The organism is Alcanivorax sp. (assembly GCF_014762765.1).
Taxonomy (GTDB): Bacteria; Pseudomonadota; Gammaproteobacteria; order Pseudomonadales; family Alcanivoracaceae; genus Alcanivorax.
This window is the reverse complement of sequence record NZ_JABURH010000115.1, coordinates 1-5093: the sequence shown is the minus strand read 5'-3', so window position 1 is coordinate 5093 and position 5093 is coordinate 1. Positions and strand designations below refer to the sequence as shown.

The following is a 5093-nucleotide window of genomic DNA, read 5'->3' as shown; positions in this document are numbered from 1 at the left end:
GTGGCGGCCCAGAGCGGCAACTTCCAGCTCAACGTGATGCTGCCGCTGGTGGCCAGCAACCTGCTGGACATGACCGCCTGGTTGGCCAACAGCTGCCGGAACCTGGCCGACCGGGCCATCACCGACATGACCTTCAATGAAGACCGTCTGGCCGAGGGCGTGGGCAAGAACCCGATTCTGGTCACCGCCCTGAATCCGGTGATCGGCTATGAGAAGGCGGCGAAGATTGCCAAGGAGGCCTTCGCCAGTGGTCGACCGGTGATCGACGTGGCCGAGGAACAGTCCGACCTGTCCCGGGACGAACTGGAAAAACTGCTGGACCCGAAAACCCTCACTCGCCTCTGAATCCGTAGGGTGCACGGAGCCCCAGGCGAACTGCACCGTGAGGTGGTCAATGGTGCAGTTCGCCTGGGGCTCCGTGCACCCTACATTTCCTTCAGCGCTTTATGCGTTTATACCTAGACACAGCGTCTACACCGAGTAGTATTTTGTTACCTCAGGCGCAGCTGAACGGATGACCCGTGCGGGGGACTGTGTCAGTCTTGAACGCCTTACATACTCACAGGTATGGACGCCATGCCCCGCCCATATCGCCAGAATAACAAGGTAACGGAGCCACTATGAGCAGTAACCTCACCATCCAGCGCACCCCCTCCGCCGTGGAGCCGCCGCTGGTGATCAACCGAATTCTCGAAGCGGGCGTGCAAAAGGCGCCGGCACAGACCATCACCTACGGCGACCGGGACTTTACCTACCGGGAATTTGAAGAACGGGTACATCGTCTGGCCGGTGCCCTGGCCGCCCAGGGTATCAAGCCCGGCGACACCGTGGCTGTGATGGACTGGGATACCAACCGTTATCTGGAAGCCTTCTTTGCCATCCCCATGATGGGCGCGGTGCTGCACACCGTGAACGTGCGTCTGAGCCCGGAACAGGTGCTCTACACCATCAATCACGCCGAGGATGACGCCATCCTGGTGAACAGCGAATTCCTGCCGATCCTGGAAGCGGTGAAGGACCGCATCGAGCCGGTGAAGACCTACATTCTGCTCGACGACGACGGCGTGAAAAGCAGCGATGCGCTGCCCATCGCCGGTGAGTACGAAGACCTGCTGGCCAAGGCGCCGGCCCGTTATGATTTCCCCGAGCTGGATGAAAACACCCGCGCCACCACCTTCTACACCACCGGCACCACCGGCCTGCCAAAGGGCGTGTACTTCTCCCACCGCCAGCTGGTGCTACACACCTTTGCCGGCCGCTCTTCCATGGCCGGCGTGGGCCAGGGGCGTTTCAACGAAGACGACGTCTACATGCCGATTACCCCCATGTTCCACGTGCATGCCTGGGGTATTCCCTACATGGCCACCCTGATGGGGGTGCAGCAGGTGTACCCGGGTCGCTATGAGCCGGCCTCCCTGCTCAAATTGCTGGTCACCAAGAAGGTCACTTTCTCCCACTGCGTTCCCACCATCATCCAGATGCTGTTGCAGGCGGAAGCGGCCAAGAGCATCGACCTGAGTGGCTGGAAAGTGATCATCGGCGGTTCCGCCCTGCCCAAGGCCCTGGCCATGGGTGCCCTGGAGCGCGGCATCGATATCTACACCGGTTACGGCATGAGCGAGACTTGTCCACTGCTGACCCTGGCGCAACTGACCCCGGAACTGGAAAAGGCCGACCTGGAAACCCAGGCGGACTACCGCACCCGCACCGGCCGCCCGGTGGCCATGGTGCAGCTGCGTATTGTCGATGCGGAAATGAACGACGTGCCCCACGACGGCAAGAGTCAGGGGGAAGTGGTGGTTCGCGCGCCCTGGCTGACCCAGGGGTACCTGCATGACACGGAGAAATCCGAGGAACTGTGGGCCGGCGGTTGGCTGCACACCGGGGATGTGGCGGTGATGAGCGAAGACGGCTGGCTGAAGATCGTTGACCGCATCAAGGACGTGATCAAGACCGGTGGCGAATGGGTCTCCTCCATCGACCTGGAAGGCATGATCCTGCAGCATGCGGGCGTGGGTGAGTGTGCCGTGGTCGGCGTACCCGATGAAAAATGGGGCGAGCGCCCGGTGGCCCTGGTGGTCAAGAACGGCGATGCGGATGAGGAGGGCATCAAGGCCTTGATGGCGGATTACGCCGACAAAGGCATCATCAGCCGCTATGGCATTCCCGATCGCGTCATCTTCGTGGATGAGCTGCCGCGCACTTCCGTGGGCAAGCTGGACAAGAAGAAGATGCGCGCCGAAATGGTGTAACGCCTGAAGGCGTCACGCTACCGAAAAGCCCGCCACTCGGCGGGCTTTTTATTGGTGAACAAAGCAGACGCTGAATCAAAAGACTTTCCACCACAGAGCACACAGAGGCAAAGAAGGTTTATCGTGGAGTAGAGTGAAAAATGGCTGCTGTGCCAACTTGCTGGCGATGGTGGTTGTGGTGCAGTTCGCCTTGAGCTCAGTGCACCCTACGCAATCTGTGGGGTGGGCAGGGATTCAGATTGCAGGTGCTGTCATCCGCCAGGCGAGCAAATTTGCGATAAACAAAAGAACTGGGGTTTTCTCGGTGTGCTCTGTGCCCTCTGTGGTGAAAGCGTCGTTGGTTTTCTGCTCCTGCAGCAAGAATCTGCGCGTAAACTGAATTTCCTTCATAATTCTTTGTCACTTTAACGCTCCCTCTACAAATTGCTTGCATAATTGGGCGCTAAGCTTCCTTTTCGGCTTGTTGCAAATCATCTTTTGGAGACATTCATGAAGCGGATTATCGCCGCCCTGATATTGGTGCTGCTGGTAGGTGCTGGCCTCTGGTGGGCCCTGGCGCCCGCGCCGGCACCCATGGGGCAGCGTCCGCCCACGGTGGTTAACCTGGCACCGAGCATCGAACGTTCCCTGTTTGATCGGGTGGAAGCGGTGGGTACAGCACGTGCCGCCCAGGCAGTGACCATCCTTACCGAAGTCCCCGGTCGGGTGGCTAAGATTCATTTTCGCCAGGGGCAGAAGGTAGAACAGGGTAAGCTGCTGGTCACTCTGGATGACCGCAATGCCAGCGCCGAGCTGGCGCGCAGCGAAGCGGAATATCAACGGGCGCTGAACGATTTCCAGCGCGGCCAGAAACTGGTGAAGAGCCGCGCTATTTCCCAGTCTGAAGTGGATACCTTTCGCACCACCCTGGATGGGGCCAAGGCCAGTCGCGATGCCGCCCGGGCGAACCTGAATGACCATACCATCCGGGCGCCCTTCGCCGGTGTGGTGGGCTTGCGACAGGTGGATGCGGGCGGTTACCTGCAAACCGGCGATGCCATCACCACCCTGGATAACCTGGGCTATATCGAAGTGGATTTCCAGGTACCGGAACGCTATCTGGCACGGCTGGTTTCCGGCCTGCCGGTGCAGGCCCGCAATGAAGCGTTTCCGGATCAGGTGTTCGAAGGCAATATCACTGACCTGGATTCCCGGGTGAGCACGGCGAGTCGCAGCCTGACCGCCCGGGCCCGGCTTGAAAATCCCCAGGACCGGATTCGTCCCGGGCAGTTTCTGCGTGTGTCTGTGCAACTGGCCGAGCGTGATGCGCTGCTGGTGCCCGAGCAGTCGATCATTACCCAGGGGGCGCAGAGCTATGTGTTCACCGTTACGGCCGACAACACTGCCGAACGCCATCCGGTCACCCTGGGTGGTCGTCGTGATGGCTGGGTGGAAATCACCAGCGGCCTGACCGGCCAGCCGGATGTGGTGGTCAACGGCCATTCCCGTCTGGGAAGCGGCCAGGCGGTGCAGGTGCTGGATAACCCCGAGGCCTTGCTGCCGGGCCAGCGGGCCCTGCTGGAACCCGTCTCGCCGGACGCCGATCAGGCGGACAGCGAGGCCGCTGCATGATTCTCTCCGATATCTCCATCAAGCGACCGGTGTTCGCCACCGTGATCAGCTTGTTGATCGTGGTGTTCGGCATCAGCGCCTTGATGAAACTGTCGGTGCGCGAATACCCGGACATCGATCCGCCTGAAGTGTCCATCTCGGTGGACTACGCCGGCGCCGCCCCGGAAGTCATCGATACCCAGATTATCCAGGTCATCGAAGGGGCCGTGGCCGGGGTGGAAGGGGTGCGCAAGATCGAATCGCGTAGCCGGCTGGGTTCCGCCCGTACCAGTGTGGAATTCAACCTGGACCGGGATGTGGACGTGGCCGCCAACGACCTGCGCGATGCGGTGTCGCGGGTGCTTAATCGTCTGCCGGAAGAAGCGGACACCCCGGTGATCGCCAAATCCGACGCGGATGCCCGGCCCATTATCTGGGTCACCCTGACCAGCAGTACCCTGGCCCCCCAGGAACTCACCGACTTTGCCGAGCGTTCCCTGGTGGACCGTTTTGCGGTGCTGGACGGGGTATCGGAAGTCTTCATCGGCGGCGAACGCCGCTACGCCATGCGCGTCTGGCTGGACCGTCAGAGCATGGCCGCCAACCAGGTGACGGTCACCGATATCGAACAGGCCTTGCGCAGCAACAACGTGGAATTGCCCGCCGGGCGGCTGGAATCCCAGTCCCGTGCCTTTACCGTGCGGGCCGACAACCGCCTGTCTTCGGTGAACGAATTCGAGGACCTGGTAGTGCGCCGCCAGGGTAATTACCTGCTGCGGGTGGGGGATGTGGCCCGGGTGGAACTGGGCGTGGAAAGCGATGACACCGTGCTGCGCGCCAACGGCGAGACCGCCATCGGCCTGGGCATCATCCGCCAGTCCAAGGCCAATACCGTGGCAGTCTCTGACAACGTACAGGCGGAAATTGAAGCGGTGCGCACCAGCCTGCCAGCGGATATCAGCCTGGATGTGAACTACGACGAATCCCTGTTTATCCGCGCCTCCATCAAGGAAGTACTGGTGACCCTGGGCATTTCCGTGGTGCTGGTGATCGCGGTGATCTTCGCCTTTCTGGGCAATCTGCGCGCCACCCTGATTCCGGCGGTGACCATTCCGGTATCCATCATCGGTGCCTTTATCGGCCTGGGCATCATGGATTTCTCCATCAACGTGCTCACCCTGCTGGCGCTGATCCTGGCCATCGGCCTGGTGGTGGACGATGCCATCGTCATGCTGGAAAACATCCAGCGCC

Annotated in this window: 3 protein-coding genes and 1 pseudogene; all 4 read left to right on the top strand. The window is 61.0% G+C overall.

The genetic code is table 11. The features are described from left to right. Positions 1–345 (top strand): annotated as a pseudogene (aspA, locus tag HUJ17_RS07545) (aspartate ammonia-lyase); the annotation flags it as partial. A gap of 275 nt (positions 346–620) precedes the next feature. Continuing rightward, positions 621–2252, top strand: a complete 1632-nt coding sequence (locus HUJ17_RS07540; protein WP_290510119.1) for a fatty acid--CoA ligase — start codon at positions 621–623, stop codon at positions 2250–2252. A 489-nt stretch (positions 2253–2741) separates the two neighbouring features. Further along, entirely contained in the window at positions 2742–3863 is a 1122-nt protein-coding gene (locus HUJ17_RS07535) for an efflux RND transporter periplasmic adaptor subunit (protein WP_290510118.1), read from the top strand. Beyond that, on the top strand, positions 3860–5093 hold a 1234-nt coding region (locus HUJ17_RS07530), incomplete at its 3' end, for an efflux RND transporter permease subunit (protein ID WP_290510117.1). The genes HUJ17_RS07535 and HUJ17_RS07530, both read left to right, overlap by 4 nt.

Excerpts from the sequence above, each read along its gene's own strand:
- HUJ17_RS07540 (WP_290510119.1), top strand. The coding sequence starts at position 621 with ATGAGCAGTAACCTCACCATCCAGCGCACCCCCTCCGCCGTGGAGCCG.
- HUJ17_RS07535 (WP_290510118.1), top strand. The coding sequence starts at position 2,742 with ATGAAGCGGATTATCGCCGCCCTGATATTGGTGCTGCTGGTAGGTGCT.